Source organism: Nocardioides aromaticivorans (assembly GCF_013408525.1).
Lineage (GTDB): Bacteria > Actinomycetota > Actinomycetes > Propionibacteriales > Nocardioidaceae > Nocardioides > Nocardioides aromaticivorans.
Window position 1 is genome coordinate 2,194,121 of record NZ_JACBZM010000001.1, and the last position, 16,996, is coordinate 2,211,116.

15 protein-coding genes are annotated in these 16,996 nt (G+C 68.0%); 12 read left to right on the forward strand and 3 right to left on the reverse strand.

The annotated features are described in order from the left end of the window. Positions 1-273: 273 nt before the first annotated feature. Genes BJ993_RS10320 through BJ993_RS10340 form a run of 5 tightly spaced genes read left to right on the forward strand, consistent with a single transcriptional unit; the run spans position 274 to position 4,321 of the window. Entirely contained in the window at positions 274-1,047 is a 774-nt protein-coding gene (locus tag BJ993_RS10320) for an SDR family NAD(P)-dependent oxidoreductase (protein WP_179648699.1), read from the forward strand. Between the two features lies 1 nt (position 1,048). Beyond that, positions 1,049-1,777 carry a gamma-glutamyl-gamma-aminobutyrate hydrolase family protein gene (locus BJ993_RS10325; RefSeq protein ID WP_179648700.1) on the forward strand — a complete coding sequence of 243 codons (729 nt, stop codon included), beginning with the start codon at positions 1,049-1,051 and terminating at the stop codon, positions 1,775-1,777. Beyond that, the gene (locus tag BJ993_RS10330; RefSeq protein ID WP_179648701.1) at positions 1,777-2,940 is read left to right on the forward strand and encodes a cytochrome P450; all 1,164 of its coding nucleotides are present in this window, start codon (positions 1,777-1,779) and stop codon (positions 2,938-2,940) included. The genes BJ993_RS10325 and BJ993_RS10330 overlap by 1 nt, the downstream gene beginning before the upstream one ends. Then, a complete protein-coding gene (locus BJ993_RS10335; RefSeq protein WP_257026859.1) occupies positions 2,937-3,152 on the forward strand; it encodes a ferredoxin in 216 nt (71 codons plus the stop codon). The genes BJ993_RS10330 and BJ993_RS10335 overlap by 4 nt, the downstream gene beginning before the upstream one ends. Next, positions 3,149-4,321: an NAD(P)/FAD-dependent oxidoreductase gene (locus BJ993_RS10340; RefSeq protein ID WP_179648702.1), complete on the forward strand. Its 1,173-nt coding sequence runs from the start codon at positions 3,149-3,151 to the stop codon at positions 4,319-4,321. The genes BJ993_RS10335 and BJ993_RS10340 overlap by 4 nt, the downstream gene beginning before the upstream one ends. A 113-nt stretch (positions 4,322-4,434) precedes the next feature. On the opposite strand, the gene BJ993_RS10345 is transcribed toward BJ993_RS10340, so the two are convergent. Then, on the reverse strand, positions 4,435-4,800 hold the full coding sequence (locus tag BJ993_RS10345) for a hypothetical protein (RefSeq protein ID WP_179648703.1): 366 nt from the start codon (positions 4,798-4,800) through the stop codon (positions 4,435-4,437). Beyond that, a complete protein-coding gene (locus BJ993_RS10350; RefSeq protein ID WP_218864662.1) occupies positions 4,797-5,912 on the reverse strand; it encodes an alcohol dehydrogenase catalytic domain-containing protein in 1,116 nt (371 codons plus the stop codon). Before BJ993_RS10350 ends, BJ993_RS10345 begins: the two co-directional genes overlap by 4 nt. Positions 5,913-6,126: 214 nt before the next feature. On the opposite strand from BJ993_RS10350, the gene BJ993_RS10355 reads away from it, so the two are divergent. The 4 genes from BJ993_RS10355 (at position 6,127) to BJ993_RS10370 (ending at position 12,056) form a co-directional block, all read left to right on the forward strand. Next, positions 6,127-7,728 (forward strand): FAD-dependent oxidoreductase, encoded by a 1,602-nt coding sequence (locus BJ993_RS10355; protein ID WP_179648704.1) that lies wholly within the window; start codon positions 6,127-6,129, stop codon positions 7,726-7,728. 120 nt (positions 7,729-7,848) lie between these two features. After that, positions 7,849-9,231, forward strand: a complete 1,383-nt coding sequence (locus tag BJ993_RS10360; protein ID WP_218864663.1) for a glutamine synthetase family protein — start codon at positions 7,849-7,851, stop codon at positions 9,229-9,231. 71 nt (positions 9,232-9,302) lie between these two features. Further along, complete coding sequence (locus BJ993_RS10365) at positions 9,303-11,174, forward strand: helix-turn-helix domain-containing protein (RefSeq protein ID WP_218864664.1); 1,872 nt, start codon at positions 9,303-9,305, stop codon at positions 11,172-11,174. Positions 11,175-11,318: 144 nt separating this feature from the next. Next, positions 11,319-12,056 (forward strand): winged helix-turn-helix transcriptional regulator, encoded by a 738-nt coding sequence (locus tag BJ993_RS10370; RefSeq protein ID WP_179648706.1) that lies wholly within the window; start codon positions 11,319-11,321, stop codon positions 12,054-12,056. Between the two features lie 38 nt (positions 12,057-12,094). On the opposite strand, the gene BJ993_RS10375 is transcribed toward BJ993_RS10370, so the two are convergent. After that, on the reverse strand, positions 12,095-12,811 hold the full coding sequence (locus tag BJ993_RS10375; RefSeq protein WP_179648707.1) for a hypothetical protein: 717 nt from the start codon (positions 12,809-12,811) through the stop codon (positions 12,095-12,097). A gap of 167 nt (positions 12,812-12,978) precedes the next feature. On the opposite strand from BJ993_RS10375, the gene BJ993_RS10380 reads away from it, so the two are divergent. The 3 genes from BJ993_RS10380 (at position 12,979) to BJ993_RS10390 (ending at position 16,983) form a co-directional block, all read left to right on the forward strand. Further along, on the forward strand, positions 12,979-14,304 hold the full coding sequence (locus tag BJ993_RS10380) for an MFS transporter (RefSeq protein ID WP_179648708.1): 1,326 nt from the start codon (positions 12,979-12,981) through the stop codon (positions 14,302-14,304). A 50-nt stretch (positions 14,305-14,354) separates the two neighbouring features. Beyond that, a complete protein-coding gene (locus BJ993_RS10385; RefSeq protein ID WP_179648709.1) occupies positions 14,355-15,788 on the forward strand; it encodes a hypothetical protein in 1,434 nt (477 codons plus the stop codon). A 91-nt stretch (positions 15,789-15,879) separates the two neighbouring features. Then, a complete protein-coding gene (locus tag BJ993_RS10390; RefSeq protein WP_179648710.1) occupies positions 15,880-16,983 on the forward strand; it encodes a hypothetical protein in 1,104 nt (367 codons plus the stop codon). Positions 16,984-16,996: the final 13 nt, after the last annotated feature.

Consider the following 16,996-nt stretch of genomic DNA (forward strand, 5'->3'; position numbering starts at 1 on the left):
GAGGTCCTCACAAGGATCAGCAGGGTGTAGCAGGGGCCTGCAGAAGAGGTCTGCGCAGCTCTGCTCGGGACCGTTCCATGCTCTGGCCGGACCGACCTCGCGACAACGTACGCAGTGCCCTCCCGGCTGGCGAAGCATGTGCACGACGGCCACAGTGGCGACGCTCTCCGACGCTTACGTTCGTGGCACACCACAGGGCGGAGCGCTCCCCGAGATGAGGAACGAGCGAGGCCCGAGGACGAACAGCCGTCACGACCATCACAGGAGATGCCCATGTCCGTTCACACTGGCAAGTTCGCCGCCGTCACCGGGGCCGGCTCCGGCAACGGAAAGGCGATCGCCGAGACCCTGCTCGAGGAGGGTGCCTCGGTTGCGCTCATCGACATCGCCCCGGACTCGCTGGCCGAGATCACGGACAAGTATCCCGCCGCCATCGCCGTGGAGGGCAACGTCGCGGACGCTGCTTCGGTGCGGAAGGCCGCCGCCCAGATCCAGGAGCAGTTCGGCCGCCTCGACATCCTCGTGAACAACGCCGGCATCGTCCGCGGCACGAACTTCGAGGAGCTTTCCGTCGAGGAGTGGGACCAGGTCTTCGCGGTCAACTCCACCGGCCCGTTCCTGATGAGCCAGGCAGCCATGCCGCTCCTGAAGGCCGGGGCCGAGGCGCGGGGCGAGAAGGCCACGGCCGCCATCGTCAACATCACCTCGGTCGAGGCCCACATCGTCATCTCGAGCAGTGGGCACCCGCAGATCCACTACAACGCGTCCAAGGGCGCGCTGCTCCAGCTGACCCGCGCCCTCGCCGTGGAGTGCGCTTCGAGCCGCGTCCGCGTCAACGCCGTCGCCCCCGGCTTCATCGAGACGCCGTTCACGAAGGCCGTGCTCGGCAACCAGGACGTCCTGAACTGGCTGCTCGAGCGCACCCCGATGGGGCGCGTCGGCCAGCCCGAGGACGTCGCCAACGCCGTCTCGTTCCTGAGCAGCGAGAAGTCCAGCTGGGTCACCGGCAGCACCCTCTTCGTCGACGGCGGCTGGACGGTCTACTGAGATGTCCCGCCCCCTGATCGCAGTCTCGGCGCCGATCGAGCTGGCGCCCACCGCCTTCGGTGAGCAGGACTGCACGAAGCTCACCACGGCGTACACCAACGCGGTCTATGCGGCCGGTGGACAGCCCGTCGTCATGCCGGTCGTGGTCGACCCGCCTGCCGGTCTCCTCGACCGCTTCGACGGCCTCGTCCTGACTGGTGGCGGCGACCTCGACCCGACCCTGTACGGCGAGGAGCCGGACCCGACCGTCTACGGCGTCCGTCCGGAGCGGGACGCCTTCGAGATCGCGCTCTACAACGAAGCGGTCGAGCGAGGTCTCCCCGTGCTGGCGATCTGTCGCGGCATGCAGCTGGTGAACGTGCTGCGCGGCGGCTCGCTGATCCTCGACATCCAGGACGAGGTGCAGCACTGGCAGACGATCCCCGCCCACGAGGCCTCTCACAAGATCGACGTCGTCGACGACGCCCGGCTGGCCGGGATCTTCGACCAGGCCTCGGTCGGTGTGAACAGCTACCACCACCAGGGGCTGAAGGATCTCGGTGCCGGGCTTCGCGTCACCGCCACCTGTGGCGCCGTCATCGAGGCGGTTGAGGCGGACGACGCCAACCTCGTCGCCGTCCAGTGGCACCCGGAGCAGATGGCAGCCACCGACAGCCAGCAGGCAGCGCTCTTCCAGGCCCTCGTCGCTGCAGCCGACTCTCGCACGAACAACAGCAAGGAGACCTACTGATGTCCGACCAGCAGGTAGAGCCCAAGGACTTCGACTTCCACGGTCCGTCGCTCGACAACATCTTCGACACGTACGACGACCTGCGTGCCCAGTGCCCGGTCGGGCGCAGCGACAAGCACGGCGGCTTCTGGTACATGATGAAGAGCGAGGACATCTTCGCCGCCGAGCAGGACCCCGAGACGTTCGCCGTGGCGCCGTCAATGCTGCTTCCCGCCTTCGGGACCGATGTTCCGCTCATCCCGATCGACATCGACCCGCCGGAGCACACCGACTACCGCCGGATCCTGCTTCCGCTGTTCACGCCGAAGGCGATCGCCAAGCTCGACGACGGCATGCACCAGACCTCGCGTGAGCTCGCTGAAGAGGTCGCCAAGCTCGACGTGGCGGACGCCTCAGCGATGTTCGCGCGGCCGATGCCGACCATCATCTTCAGCCGTCTCGCCGGCTTCCCCGAGGAGGACTGGCCGAAGTTCGACCAGTGGATCGACGACATCATCTACGAGCGAACCGTCGACCCCGAGCGGGCCTACGCCGCTGGTGACGCCGTGATGGCGTACTTCGACGAGCTGCTCAAGTCGCGCGAGGGCCAGCCGCCGCAGGACGACCTGATCGAGATCCTGACCAACGCGGAGATCAAGGGCCGCAAGCTCAACCACGACGAACTGCTGTCGTACTGCTACCTGCTCTTCCTCGCTGGACTCGACACGACGGCATGGGCGATCCGGTCCAGCCTGTGGCACCTCGCGCAGGACAAGGAGGCGCAGAAGCGGCTTCGCGAGGACCCGGACCTCATTCCCGACGCAGTCGAGGAGTTCCTCCGGACGCTCTCGCCCGTCCAGGCGATGGCCCGGACCTGCATGAAGGACACCGTCGTCTCCGGCCAGGAGATCAAGGAGGGTGAGCGGGTGGTGCTGGTCTTCGGCGCCGGCAACCGCGACCCCGAGACCTACGACGAGCCCAACGAGATCCAGCTCGACCGGGAGAACAACCGGCACCTCGCCTTCGGCGGCGGCATCCACCGCTGCCTCGGCTCGAACCTCGGCCGCCAGGAGGTCGTGGTCGCGCTCGAGGAGTTCCTCGACGTCGTCGACGACTTCTCCCTCGCCGAGCCGGACCAGGTCTGGCACGGCGTCGGACCCCTGATGCTCAAGATCGGAGGATGACCATGTTCACCGTGACCGTCGACGCTGAGCGTTGCCAGGGCCACGCCCGCTGCCTCGCCTTCGCGCCCGAGGTGTTCGACTTCGACGACGAGGGCTACGCCTTCGTGCCGGAGGAGAACCAACGATTCGCTGAGCTTCCCGAGAACGTGCGAAAGGCGATCTCGAGCTGCCCCGAGCGCGCCATCCTCGTGGCTGAGGAACCGGCACCGTGACCGAGCGCGCCGCGGTCGTGGCCGTCGGCGCGTCGGTGGCGACCGCCGCCCTGGTGTCGCAGCTCCGCGAGAGCGGGCACCAGGGGCGGATCGTGGTCATCGACCGCGATCCCGACATGCCCTACGACCGTCCGCCGCTGTCCAAGGAGTTCCTCGCGACGGACGGCGAGCGCCCCGAGGCTCCGTGGTGGACTGACTCCTGCGAGCTCGTCCACGGTCGGGTCGAGGGGTTTGAGACCACGACCCACACCCTCAGCGTCCGGATGCCGGGTGGCGAGCTTCGAGAGATCGCGGGGGATCACGTGGTCATCGCCACGGGTTCGACGCCGGTCAGGATCCCCGGCCAGCCCGAGGGCGTCCTCGAGCTGCGGTCGGCGTCCGATGCCCGCGAACTGCGTGTCCATGCGCGCCCGGGGCAGCGCGTCGTCATCCTCGGGGCCGGGACCGTCGGAACCGAGCTGGCGTCCAGCCTGTCCGCAGCTGGCGCCGATGTCTGCCTCATCGACCTCGCCGAACGCCCGCTCGACCGCTTCTTCGCCGGTCACCTCGGCGTCGATGCGGCCAGCTGGATCCAGGACGCGGCGGTCGACCTGCGACTAGGGACGCGGGTCGCGGGAATCGAGCGGTCCGGTGACCGGTGGCTCGTCGCGACCGACCGCGGCATCGTGGCCGGCGACGCGGTGGTCTGCGCGGTGGGGACGCGCCCCGCTGTCGGCTGGTTGGCCAACTCCGACGTCGCACTCGACAACGGTGTCCTCTGCGATGCCGACGGCCAGGTGCTCGACACCGCGGGGAATCCTGTTCCCGGAGTCCACGCCATCGGCGACGTCGCCAACTGGCCGTCGTACGACGGCACGCGACGCCGCCGGGAGGACTGGACGTCCGCGCAACGACAGGGCCGCCACGTGGCACTCGCTCTCGTTGGTCAGCAGAGTGATGACCTCTCAGCAGAGCGGGACTACTTCTGGACGACGCAGTTCGGGCGACGGATCCAGGTCCTCGGCACGCCGATCCGTGACGGGGTGCTCGTCCAACAGGTCGCAGATCCCGACCGGAACGCAGCGTTCTACACCGTCGAGCGCAACGGCGAGACCGTCGCCTGGATCTCCATCAACCGGCCGCGCGAGTTCGCGCTCGCGATGCGCCAATCAGTCGTCGGCGCTTCCTGATCCCACTCGCGTCGTGGTCAGGGGGCTTCGACCCCGCTGGTGCCGGACCAGCGCGTGGCCCGGGTTCTCACCCTTCTGGAGGGAGTGAACCCGGGCCGCATCCTTTTTGGAGCTCAGTCCTCAACGACGCCCGGCAGGACGACGGTGCCGAGGGCCGAGGCAACGACGGCCTGCGCGCGGTTCGACGACGTCCGCGGGACGGAACGCGCCTCCAGCGCCAGGCGGCGATGGCCGACGTCGGACGAAATCACCCGAGCCCTCACCTCGACGAGGGCGCCCATCTCCGGCGCGGCGTCGATGCTGACCTGCGAGCAGGAGGACAGGACGCCTTCCCCGCCGTCAGTCCGCCGCACGACGTCCGCGGCGACCTCCCTGAAGAGCTCGTCGACGACGCAGCCGAGGTCACGGTCGAGCCACGCGGCGTGGAGCGCACCGTTGACGCGCTGACGCCGTCGCGCAGGGTGGTCCGCCGAGGTCATCGACCCGCGCCGGAGACATCCACCAGCACACGGACGCTGCGCGGCTCCTCCATGGCCTCGAACGCTTCGTTGATCCGGCTGAAGGGAAGGACGGTCGTGACCATCGCCCTGAGGTCCAGCCGCCCGAGACGGTACTGGCTGCAGTACAGGTCGACATCGCTCAGGAACCGGTTGGCGCCCAGGTAGGCGCCCTGGAGCCGACGATCGCCGTACACCAAGGCGGCGGCGGGGATGACGAGCTGCTCGCCGTCCGGCATGAGGCCGAGGATGGTCGCCGTTCCGCAGGGACCGAGGACCCGAAAAGCCAGTTCTGCCGTTTGTGGTCTCCCGACCGCCTCGATGGCGTGGGAGTAGCCGCTCGGCTCAAGGAGCCCGAGCGCCCGTTCTGTCGCGAAGGGGTCGGTCGAGGCCCGCACGACATCGGTCGCCCCGAAGCGGCGAGCGAGGTCCAGCTTCTCGGCCTCGAGGTCGACCGCGACGATTCGCCGCGCTCCCTTGAGCCGCGCAGCCTGGATGGCAGCCGCACCCACTCCGCCACAGCCGATCACGACGACGGTGTCAGCGGGAGAGATCGTGGTCCCGTGCAGCACCGATCCCGCGCCGGCGCTGATGCAGCACCCCAGCAGGCAGGCGACGTCCATGGGAACGTCGTCAGGAACGGTTGCGAGCGCAGACTCGTCCACAAGGAACGCGCTCGCGAAGGCGCCGATCCCGGCGAGCGTGCCGACGGGCTCGCCGAGGTTCGACACGAGCTTCGGCCGGCGCCGGTCTCGCGACAGGTCGAGGTTCGCGCACTGGGTCGGCCGACCGCGGAGACAGAAGGCGCACTGTCCGCAGGCCGGGCTCACGGTCGCCACCACACGGTCGCCGGGCGAGAGCCGTCGTACGGCGCTACCGACGCGTTCGACCACCCCCGACACCTCGTGTCCGAGAACAGCCGGAGCCGGGATCTGGAGGGAGCCGGTGACGTACAGCGCATCGCTGCGGCACAGGGCCACGTAGTCGGTGCGAACGAGCACCTCGGTGCGAAGTGGGGAGTCCAGGAACAGGTCCCGCAGCACCAGTGTCTGGTTCGGCGCCGTCATCAGGGCGGCGGCGACGCGTGTGCGCACGAAGTCTCCTCGGGCCGGGCCGTTGCGGCCGACGGCGATGTCTCATCGTCGCTGCGGCGACGTGCGCGGACAACGTGCACCGGGCACTGCGTCGGTCCAGATCATGTGCTCCCGAGCCACCGCAACGCCCGCCGATTGTTCCTAGCGTGTTCCTCCACATGGTCGTGCTCGTCAACCCGTCGAGCCACCGTCCGGCACCAGGAGGAAGACCCCCATGACCTTCGTCATCACGCAGGGATGCTGCGACGACGCCTCCTGCATCGCCGTGTGTCCCGTCCAGTGCATCCGGCCGCGGCCGGGCGACCCCGACTTCACCACGGCCGAGCAGCTCTACATCGACCCGGCCACCTGCATCGACTGCGGGGCGTGCATGGACGAGTGCCCGGTCAGCGCGATATATTCGGAGTGGGACCTTCCGGAGGAGTTCAGCGACTTCCTCCAGATCAATGCGGACTACTTCGCCACCAACCCCATCGAGGAGTCGTCCCCGGCCGACCCTGTACGACGGACGCTTCCGGCCGATCGCCCCGAGCTGTCCGTCGCCATCGTCGGCACCGGCCCGGCAGGGTGCTACGCGGCGGCAGAGCTCAGCGACATCAAGGGCGTCACGGTCTCGCTGTTCGACCGCCTCCCCACACCGTTCGGCCTCGTGCGTGCCGGCGTCGCTCCTGATCACGCGAACACCAAGCAGATCACGAAGCGGTTCAACGGGCTGTTCTCCCGGCCGAACGTCAACGCCTTCTTGAATGTCGAGGTCGGTCAGGACGTCACCATCGACGAGCTGCTTCAGCACCACCACGCCGTCATCTGGTCAGCGGGCGCTTCCGACGACCGCAAGCTCGGCATCGAGGGCGAGAGCCTCGCCGGATCGGTGTCGGCGCGCGAGTTCGTCGCCTGGTACAACGGCCACCCGGACTTCGCCGACCAGGAGTACGACCTCAGCGGGAAGCGGGTCGTCGTGATCGGCAACGGCAACGTGGCCCTCGACGTGGCCCGAGTCCTTGCGCAACCGGTCGAGGCTCTGGCAAAGACAGAGGCGGCGGACCACGCCATCGACGCGCTGCGAGAGAGCTCTGTCGAGGAGGTCGTGGTCACGGCCAGGCGCGGGCCGGAGTTCGCGGCGTACACGACCGGCGAGATGATCGGGCTCCACCATGTCGATGGGGTTCGCGTCGCGGTCGTCGAGGACGAGGTCGCCAGCGCCGTCCGCGATGTCCCGCGCGTCGCGAAGGTACTCGGACCGGCGCTCGAGGCCGCTGGGGCGGGCGAAGAACGCAGCGTCACCTTCCGGTTCGGCCTCACTCCCTCGAAGATCAACGGCAATGGTGCCGTTCAGTCCGTCACCTTCCAGCACGCCGACGGCTCGCTGGAGGAGATCGAAGCCGGTCTCGTCGTCCGTGCGATCGGCTACCGGGGACAAGAGGTCGAAGGCCTTCCGTTCGACGAGCAGGCAGGCGTGATCCCGAACGTCGCCGGCAGCGTGTGTGATCCCGAGACCGGTGAGTCGGTCGCCGGCATCTACTGCTCGGGTTGGATCAAGCGCGGTGCCACCGGCATCATCGGCACGAACAAGGCCGACTCCGCCGAGACCGTGGACTCGCTCCTCCGTGACTTCGGCGCCGGCCGGCTGCCCACCCCGGAGTACGACGTGGCGCACCTTGCGACCCTCGTCCTTGACCGGTGCCCGGACCTCGTCGATGCCGAAGGCTGGCAGCGCATCGACCAGGCCGAGCGCAAGGCGGGCCGCCGCGCCCGCCGACCCCGCGCCAAGCTCGTCACCGTCGACGAGCTGCTCGCTGCGTCCCGGGCCGGCTGATCGTGCGCACCCGTGCGTGTGGCACGTGCCACACGCACGAGGTGTGCCCAGAGGCCATTCCAACGACCCAGTGACCCTCTTAGCATCGATGAAACACCCGTAGAAAACGAGGTAGGACCCGTGTCCCAGAACCTTCCGGAAACGCCCACCGCCGAGGACCTCCAGAGGTTCGTCGAGGAGAACGGCATCAAGACCTTCAAGGTCGGAGCCGTCGACATCGACGGACTCTGGCGAGGCAAGCGGATCGCGGCGCCGTACTTCCTGGAGAGCGTCGCCACCAAGGGGACCAACATCTGCAACATCCTCTTCGGATGGGACATGCAGGACGTCTCGGTCGCCGACCTGACCTACACCGGTTGGCACACGGGGTACCCCGACATCACGCTGCTGCCCGACCTGTCGACCCTGCGCGTCGTCCCCTGGGAGCCGGGCACTGCGTCGGTCATCTGCGACATCTACTCGATGGACGGCACGCCGCTGGAGCTCTCGCCCCGCCAGGTCCTGCGTCGGGTCCTCGCGCAGGCCGAGCAGGCCGGCTACGCCGCGAAGTGCGGTTACGAGCTGGAGTTCTACCTGCTCAAGGGCACGCCGGACGAGCTCGCGTCGAAGGGCTACCGCGACCTCGAGACCTTCACGCGCGGCAACCACACCTACAGCGTCTACCGCGACACCGCGTCGGAGCACATCCTCGGCGAGATCCGGGAGCAGCTCGCGGCGTACGGCATCTACATCGAGGCCAGCAACAGCGAGCACGGCCCCGGCCAGTTCGAGGTCAACATGCGCTACTGCGACGCGCTGCACGCCGCGGACGGTGCCATGCTGCTGAAGAGCTCCGTCCGCGAGCTCGCTGCCCGGCACGGCTACACCGCATCGTTCATCGCGAAGCTGTCCTCCGAGTGGGCTGGCTCGTCGGGCCACTGCCACCAGAGCCTCGTCGGCCTGGACGGTGCGCGCGCGTTCGCCAACTCGGAGGACGAGGCGAACCTCAGCGCCGTGGGCGAGTCGTTCATGGCTGGTGTGGTGGAGCTCGCCAAGGAGATGACGGCCTTCTACCTCCCGACGATCAACTCCTACAAGCGGACCGAAGGCGCCACGTGGGCCGGTTCGAGCGCGACGTGGGGCTTCGACAACCGAACGGTCGCGCTGCGGGCCATCCCGGGCTCGGGGCCGTCCGCGCGGATCGAGAACCGGATCGCCGGCGCCGATGCCAACCCGTACCTGGTGATCGCGGCCAGCATCGCGGCGGGTCTGCACGGTGTCGAGAAGGGGCTGACCCCGCCGGCGCCGATCGCCGGCAACGGCTACGAGCAGGCGGCCAAGGACACCATCCTGCCGCAGACCCTCGAGGACGCCGTGCGGGTGCTGGAGACCAGCAACACGGTCCGTACCCTCCTGGGCGACACCTTCGTGGACCACTTCGTGGCCACTCGGCGCTGGGAGATTCAGCAGTTCCGAGCCGCTGTCACGGAGTGGGAGGTTGCGCGCTACCTCGAGCACATCTGACCATGCAGCTTCGCCGTACGCTGGTGCTGAGCGCTGATCACTGCGAACCTCAGTGGTTGGAAGGGGGCACGGTGGGAACGAGCAGCACGCCGCGAGAGGCAGATGTCGAGGCCCTGCGCCTGGCGCTTGCCGCCTCCGAGCGGCGCGCTGCGACGCTCGCCGAGCTCACCGCCCTGATGAGCGAGGGGCGCGATGCGCTGGCACTCGCCCAGCGTGCGGTGGAGCTGACGGCACGTGCCACCAAGGCGGCTGGCGCCTTCGTCTACCTGTGGGACAAGGACGACGAGCGCCTGGTGCTCCGGGTGGCGACGGACGGCTGGCAGCGACGGCATCTCGACACCATCCGGTTGCGGCTGGGTGAAGGTGTCACCGGATGGTCGGCGCTGATGCGGCAACCCGTGCTCGTTCCCAAGGACCCGTCGCAGGATCCGCGCTTCAAGGCGTTCCCGGAGCTCAGGGAATCGACGTTCAAGTCGATGGTGGCCGTGCCGATCGTGGCGCCGGGCGAGGAGGTGCTGGGGGTCTTCTCGCTCTACGCGCCGACGGAGGACGCCTTCAGCGCCAACGACGTGAGCCTTGCGACCGAGGTGGGTTCGCTCCTCGCCAGCGGTCTGGTCCAAGCCGAGACCCTGACCAAGCTCCAGGTGCAGTCGACCGCGGCCCGCTTCCTGCACGACCTGCCCGACCAGGCCTGGAGCTCCCTGACGGACTGCCTCCGCGTCATGGCCCAGCACTGCGCGGCGGATCTCGAAGCGGATCTCTGCTCTCTCGAGGTCACGACGGACCGCACCCATGGCCAGGGCTCCGTGCACGTCCTCGCGGCCGCTGATGCCTTTGGCGCAGTGCATGGTGACATCGTCCGTGACGGGGAACAGGACAAGGCGACCTTGGCCCAGCAGGTGGCGCCGCTCAACCTGTCGCGCCTGCGCATCCCCTTGGGGGTGGCGGCACCCATCGGCGCGGTCACGGTCTTCAGGCCTCGTCGCTTCTCTCCCGAGGACGAGGTCCTGCTCGAGGCCATCGGAGCGCAGATCGCCGCAGGTGCCTTGTCATTGATCGGTGCCGAGGCGCTGCGGCCCGCTCGCGATCGCCTCCTGTCAGCGGCAGACGCGGAGGCGACGGAGAACCTGCTGCTCGGCCTGGGCTGGAAACGCCGGGCCACCACGCCTGTCGTGCTCCGGAGCACCGCAGCCGCCGGCACTGGCCCGGTCGAGGTGGACCGATTCCGGTCCACGCTGGTCGAGGCCCTGGCAGAGCCGGGGCGACGCGTCGAGCTGCTCGGCGACGCCGGGCACTTCCTGGTCCTTGCCGAGACGCCCGACGCGCAGGCGCGGTCTGTCCTCGTCGAGAGGCTGGCCGAGCTCGGCCGGCGGCCAGGCGTCCGGATCGCCGTTGGCGTAGGATCAGTGGCTGGCGCTCTTCGTGAGGTCCACCGCTCACTGAGGCAGGCGACTCTCGCCTCGCAGTGGGCGGTCATGGCCGGCTCGGAGGCGGGAGTCGTCCGGTTCGAGGATGTCGTCCATCTCCGCATGCTGCCGTCGGCAGCCCTCGACATGTCGGACTCGCTGCGTTCCGTGCTCGGGATGCTGGGCGCTGTGGTGACCTACGACCTCGAGAACGGGACGGACCTGGCGCAGACTCTGGAGGCGTTCTTCGCCAACAGCGGTTCGGTCGCCCGGGCGTCCGAGGCCCTCTTCATCCACCGCAACACCCTGCGGCAGCGGATCCAGAGGATCGAGGAGTTGATCGGTCAGTCGCCTGAAGCCTTCGATGACTGGATCTCAGCGGGGCTCGCGGCACGTCTCGTGCGCATGAGCAGGGCCGAGCTCGCCGCTGGCGGTCCCGCGCGGGGGTCGGCCCGGTGCCCGAACGGTGTCGCCACCATCGGCAAGGCGTGCTGCGGCTCGGCAGCAGCCTGCGTCATGATCCCGAAACGGGGTTGAGATCCCCCCGAGACCGGGGTGCGGCAGATCACATCTGCAGCAGCAACAGTGGTCACCGCGGCCATAACGGGTAGCGGCCACCAGGGGTTGAATGACCGGTGAATCGGCGATGGCCGGACAGCCGACCGACGTGGGGAGCTGAGGATGACGCTGGACGAGTTGAGCGCGGAGTTGCTGTCTGGGGATGACGCGGTTCCGCCTGCCGAGTACTGCCCGGTGTCCATCGGTGCAAAGCTCCTGGGCGATCGCTGGACGCTGCTGATCATCCGGGAGCTGATCGCCGGCGCTCGCGGGTTCAACCAGATCCACCGGGGCCTTCCGGGCCTCAACCGCAGTGTGATGTCCGAACGGCTGCGCCACCTGGAGCGGGCCGGGCTGATCGTGCGGACCGACGCAGAAGGCTCGGCGCGGCCCGAGTACAACCTCACCGAGGCTGGTGAGGCGCTCACTCCCGTCATCATCGCCATCGGTGAGTGGACGATCGACTGGCAGTTCCCTGCGCCGCGGGAGGAGTTCGTCGACGTACCGCTCCTGCTGTGGCGTATGTATCAGGGCCTCGATCCTGAAGCGCTGCCGGGTCGTCAGGTCAGCATCGAGTTCCGTTTCCCTGACACCGACCCCTCCCGCGGCTGGATCCACATGGACAAGAAGTCGTCCGGCGCCTGTGTCGGGGCCCCCGACCGCGAGGTCGACGTCGTCGTCTGTGCTCGACCGAAGGTCCTCTACGAGGCCTGGTACGGCTTCAGGAACTTTCGTACGGCGATCGACGACGGCTTGATCGAGATTGCCGGCGCGCGCTACGCCGAGAGCGAGTTCCCGAACTGGTTCAAGCGCAGCTACTTCGCTCCGAGCATCGAGGGCAGTAGCCGCCGGCTGGGCTGACTCGCCCCCCCAGACCGAGCCAGCCGCAGCCCTGGGGCTCAGCTCGACGCGATGATCGCCCCGCCGACCGGGAAGTGGTCGGCAAAGACACCGGGGCCGCCAGCGAGGAACGGCTCCTCCATGGGGATGTCCTCCGGGGAGGGGTCCGGCTCCGGGTTGTGCCCGTGTGACAACTCGACCATCACTGGTGCGAGCTCAGCGAAGTCGACCGTGACGCCCGCGTGCTCGAAGGGCTTGCTCTCGATGAGGGTGTAGTTCACGCGCGTGTCGAAGACACCCGCGCGCGAGTCCATCTGGAAGTACTCCTCGGCGCGGTAGGTCGCGACGAGCTCTCCGGCCATGAAGGCCTTCCGGTCGTCGAACCGTCGGGAACCGTCTGGAGCTGCGTCGTAGTAGATCCGGAGACGGGTCTGTGAGGACGAGCGGCCGATGGTCGTGCCCTCGATCGTGTCGTCGCCCGTGACGAAGCCCTCGAGGAGGAAGCCGCTCCGCATGGCGACCAGATGAGCGCTCTGGGGGCCCCGGCCGTGCTCGGCAACGGCCCCCGCATCGAAGAGCGACACGTCCTCGCCGAACAGCGGGCCCTGTGCATCGGCCAGGGCGTAGATGACGAAACGGCCCTCGAACCGGACGCCATCGACTTCGCCGGGCGGGTGGCCCTCGAGGCGGCCACGCCCTGCGATCTGCAAGGCCAGGCGAGTGGTGGGTGAGGTCATGGGGTGGGCTCCGTTCGAACGAGATGTGCAGCGGTGCATCTCCGTCAAGGTAGGTCGCTCGCCGTCGTCGTCCCACCGAAAAACGGTCCGGAATCCGTACTAGTGACCTTTCTCGCCGCAGAACTAGGTTCGCCGGAACATTCGACCCACCGGCGACCCATGCGAAGCCGGATGCCCGTCCTGGTGGGAAATCCGAGGAGTTCTGCATGACCCAGGCATCAACGTCTCCCAACTCGATGCGGCGCATCGCCGCAGCCGGTCTACTCGGGACCACCGTCGAGTTCTACGACTTCTTCATCTTCGGAACCGCAGCTGCGCTCGTCTTCGGCTCGCAGTTCTTCCCCGCACTCGGTGACAACGCCGCTACCCTGGCTTCCCTTGCGACCTACGCCGTCGCTTTCGTCGCCCGGCCCTTCGGATCGATCCTGTTCGGTCACTTCGGAGACAGGATCGGTCGCAAGGCGACCCTCGTCTCCACCCTGCTCCTGATGGGTGCTGCGACGGTGGCGATCGGTCTTCTCCCGACGGCCGCGAGCATCGGTGCCGCGGCCCCCATCCTGCTCATCACCTGCCGGATCCTGCAGGGCCTCGCCGTGGGCGGCGAGTGGGCGGGGGCTGTGCTGCTGACGGGAGAGCACGCGCCCCCCAAGCAGCGTGGCTTCTACGCGCTGTTCCCGCAGCTCGGCCCGGCCCTGGGACTCGCGCTCGCGATGGGCACCTTCCTTGCTGCCCACCTGATGATGAGCCCGGAGGCGTTCCTCGACTGGGGATGGCGTCTGCCGTTCCTCGCGAGCCTGGTGCTCGTCGTGATCGGTCTCGTCGTGCGTCTGCAGATCGAGGAGACGCCGAGCTTCAAGGCCATGACGCAGACCAAGACGGTCGCGAAGAACCCGCTGTTCGACGTCGTCAAGATGCAGCCCCTCCAGCTCATCCTCGGCGCTGGTTCGCTGTCCATGGTCTTCGCGCTGTTCCACACCGGCGCCACCTTCCTGACCAGCTACGGCGGCGCCACCCTGCTGCTGTCGCGGACGACGGTGCTGACGGGCGGCATCATCGGCGCCATCGTCTTCGCCGTGTTCATCGCCGGCTCTGCCGTGTACTCGGACCGGCTGGGACGTCGTCGGGTGACGATCAGCGCCTGCGTCATCGCCATTCCCTGGTCCCTCGTGCTGTTCACGGTCCTGGGTAGCGGTGGTGCCTTCGCCTACATCGTCGGCGTCTCGGTCACCCTCGCCATCGCCGGGATCGGCTACGGCCCGGTGGGAGCCCAGCTGCCGGAGCTCTTCAAGACCCGCTACCGGTACACGGGCGCCGGCATCGCCTACAGCCTGGCCGGTGTGCTCGGCGGTGCCATCCCGCCCGTGGTGGCCGAGGCCGCTATCCCGCACTGGGGCACGGGCTTCGTCGGCTACTACCTGGCCGGCTACGCCGTCCTCAGCCTCCTGTGCCTCCTGGCGATGAAGGAGACCCGCGAGGTGGCGATGGACGACTCGACAGAAGCGGCGGGCGACGCCGTCACGGTCGGGATCTGAACGGTCGCATCGGGCGACCGCACAACAACCAGAGAGAGGCAATGCTCCCAATGAAACTCACCTTCAACGTGCGTCGGCGAGTCGGGGTGGTCGCCACCGCCCTGCTGGTCCCGCTGGTCGGGGTGCCCGTGGCTTCGGTGCCGGGCGCTTCGGCGGACGAGGCCGCTCCCCTCACCGTCGAACAAGCGAGGACCAAGATCCTCGGACCGGGCTGGAACGACCCCAACACGGTTCGTGTCCGCTCCATCGGCAACACGACCCAGCTGTTCTCCTTCGGCGGCACCGTCCTGCTGTCGGACTCGACGATCGAGGATCAGCTGACCGACACCGGTGCCAACCGAAACACCAACGGCTACGTGAGCCTGGAGGACGTGATCGCAGCAAAGCCTGTTGCGATCCTTCAGAACCACATCCACTTCGACCAGAACCACAACGCGGTTGCGCTGGCCGTCGACGGTGGCATCCCGCTGGTCACGGATCTGGGTGGCTGCCTCTTCACCAAGGTCACGGCGATCAAGCTCGGCAAGAACCCGGCCAAGCTGAAGTGCAACCTGCTGCGTGACGCCAAGGGCAAGCCGTTCTTCACCGGCGACTCCTGGGCCGGTGGCCTTCCCTACCTCGGGCAGGGCCTCGACCTCGGGCTCGAGGACCTGCTGGGCCCGGTTCTGGGCAGCCTGCCGCTGAACCTGCTGGGCCAGGACATCGACCTCACGGCGTTCCTGCGCTTCAACGACTTCGGCGACAACGCCTGGCCGGAGACCCCGATCCCCGGCCTCAAGGAGATCCGCGCAGTCCAGGTCAAGCACACGCCGTCCTTCATCGGCCGACCGCTGTATCCCGAGAGCCTGTCGGGTGCGCAGCTGAGCATCGACCAGAACATCAAGGACATCCTCGAGGACTACGCGGGCAACCCGACCGCGATCGCGCAGAGCATCTACGAGCAGTACGCGCCGTTCGACCTCGAGGGCTCGAACGTCGCCTGGGTCCTGCGCTACAAGGACTTCAGCATCGTCCAGCACGGCTCGACCGGCGCCACCAACAACCTCGAGCCCGGTGCGAAGGAGATTCGCGAGGCACTGGAGAAGATCGGTGACACGGACCGCGTGGACCTCGAGATCGGCGGTGTCGCGGAGATGACGTTTTTCACGGACGCCAACTACTTCGCCGACAACAAGGGCTACTCCAAGGCGATCGGCGCCAAGCGGTTCATGCCGACGCACCACTACAACTGGTACCCGCTGTGGCTCACCAACCCCGCGTCGAAGTACTGGCCGGGACTCTCGAAGACCTTCGCCGACGGAAAGGCCGAGGCCGGCGAGGCGTTCCCTGACCTGTGCTTCCTGACCGAGGACAACTACGCCACGCTGTGGGACGTCAAGGTCAACACGTGGGCCGGCAACGCCAAGGGCGTCATGCAGCCGATGACCGGACCGGGCTGCTACACCGGGGGCCCCGTCGAGTTCTACGAGAACAAGTCAAGCTGACGGTCTCATGTCCGAGGGGTCATTGGTGATGAATTCCATGTCGACGAGTTCTGTTCGACCGTGGCATGTGGTCCGCCGTCTGGGGGGATCGGTGGCGGTGCTCGTCGTGGCACTCGCTCCGTTGCTGGTCCTCCCGGCAGCGCATGCCCACCGTGACCCCACCCTCGTCGTCCGGCTGACCGGGATCTCCCCGGCTCAGCCGGACGGCGTGGCCATCGAAGTCATCGACGACGAACTGACGTACTTCGTCCTCGGCAACGATTCGGTCGAGCCCGTCTATGCGCTGGATCCTGACGGCAAGCCGTACCTGGAGGTCTCGGCCGCCGGCGCGTTCGGCGACGTCGACTCACGCTACTTGCGGGCCTCTCCCAAGAACCGTGCCGGTGCGAAGGTCGTCGAGCGGCCGTGCTGCAAGGGTGACGGGACCTGGGTACGCCTCACTTCGAAGGCGTCGTGGATTTGGCCCGACCCTCGGCTCGATCCCGTCCTCCGCGACGACTCCAGGGACCAGGCGCGAGGTCTGGGTGCTCTTTCGTCCGAACCGCTTGCCAACTGGTCCGTCACCTTCCGCGGCGTGGACGGGGAGTTCGAGGTCAACGGCGTCGTCGAGCGGAAGCGGGTCGGGAAGGTCGTCACCTCGGTGACGGCCGCTCCCGCGGAACTCGATGTCGACATCATCGAGGCGCGGCCGCCGCAGATCCGGATCGGATCGGGAAAGCATGAGGTCGTGGTCCTCGATCGCGCCGGCCGACCGTACCTCCGTGTCTCTCCCAAGGGCGCCTTCGGTAGCCGGAGCAGCGAGGACTATCAAACGAACCTGAAGGCCCTCCTGTTGCCGGAGGACCGGGGAACGGGATGGGCTCGGGTGGCGGGAAGCGCACCCGGCTGGCTCACCTGGGGTGAGCCGCGACTCGACTACAGCGCCAAGCTTCCCACTGCTTCGTCCGACGAACAGCAGTTGGTGATCAACCGGTGGCGGATTCCGATCGAGATCGACGGGCGACAGGCCGAGATCGCCGGCCAGTCCGAGTGGTCTGCCGTCGATCCCCCGGTCCTCGATCCTCCCGTTGAGGGACCGGGCTTCTGGGCCGGCGACGCGCGAACGTACGCCGTGGCGGCCGGCCTGACCGTCGCTGTCGCGGCGGCCTACCGGGCAGCACGAATGAGGAGAAGGCGAAATGATGCAGAAGGCTAGGCGCACGGTTCGC